The 1276-nt window shown below is 64.4% G+C and carries 1 pseudogene; it reads right to left on the reverse strand.

The window, feature by feature from the left end:
- Nucleotides 1–1276: pseudogene (locus J2805_RS23895) on the reverse strand (pyruvate dehydrogenase (acetyl-transferring), homodimeric type); the annotation flags it as partial.

The raw sequence follows: 1276 nt of genomic DNA on the forward strand, positions 1-1276 counted from the left end.
CTTGAGGTCGTCGAGGGTGAGTTTTTTCATCTGGTGGGTGGCGTTGCGGCCTTCGAAGTGCGGTCCGAGTCCGTAGCCCTTGACCGTTTTGGCCAGGATCACGGTGGGTTTGCCCTTGAATTCGGTCGCTGCCTTGTACGCGGCGTAGACCTTGCGGTAGTCGTGCCCGCCGCGCTTGAGGTTCCAGATCTGGTCATCGGTCAGGTCCGCGACCATTTCCTTGGTCTGCGGGGTCTTCCCGAAGAAGTGTTCGCGGACGAACCCGCCGGACTCGGCCTTGTAGGTCTGGTAGTCCCCGTCCGGGGTTTCGTTCATGATCTTCACCAGCGACCCGTCTTGGTCACGGCCGAGCAGGTCATCCCACTCCCGGCCCCAGACGACCTTGATCACGTTCCAGCCCGCGCCGCGGAAGAACGCCTCGAGTTCCTGCATGATCTTGCCGTTGCCGCGCACCGGCCCGTCCAGGCGCTGGAGGTTGCAGTTGATCACGAAGTTCAGGTTGTCCAGGTTCTCGTTCGCGGCGAGCTGGAGCAGGCCGCGGGACTCGGGCTCGTCCATTTCACCGTCGCCCAGGAACGCCCAGACCTGCTGGTCACTGGTGTCCTTCAGGCCGCGGTTGTGCAGGTACCGGTTGGACTGCGCCTGGTAGATCGCGTTCATCGGCCCGATGCCCATCGAGACCGTGGGGAACTCCCAGAATTCCGGCATCAGCCGCGGGTGCGGGTAGGAGGACAGGGCATGCCCGGCCTTGGACTTTTCCTGCCGGAACCCGTCCAGGTCCTGCTCGGTCAAACGTCCTTCCATAAACGCCCGGGCGTACATGCCCGGGGAGGCGTGGCCCTGGAAGAAGACCTGGTCCCCGCCGCCGGGGTGGTCCTTGCCGCGGAAGAAGTGGTTGAAGCCGACCTCGTACAGGGTCGCGGCCCCGGCGTAGGTGGAGATGTGCCCGCCCACGCCGATGTTGGGCCGCTGGGACCGGTGCACCATCACCGCGGCGTTCCAGCGCATGTACGCCCGGTACCGGCGCTCGTACTCCTCGTTCCCCGGGAACTCTGCTTCCTGGTCCGCCGGGATGGTGTTCACATAGTCCGTGGTGGTGACCATCGGGACCCCGACGCTCTGGGCGCCGGCACGCTGCAGGAGACTGCGCATGATGTACTGGGCACGCTCGGTGCCCTGTTCCCTGATCAGCGTATCCAGGGACTCAATCCATTCGGCGGTCTCTTCCGGATCACGATCAGGCAGCTGGTTAGTCAACCCGCTGAGGATATGGGAG

Origin of the sequence: Arthrobacter oryzae (assembly GCF_031454875.1) — a bacterium.
Classification (GTDB): Bacteria; Actinomycetota; Actinomycetes; order Actinomycetales; family Micrococcaceae; genus Arthrobacter; species Arthrobacter oryzae_D.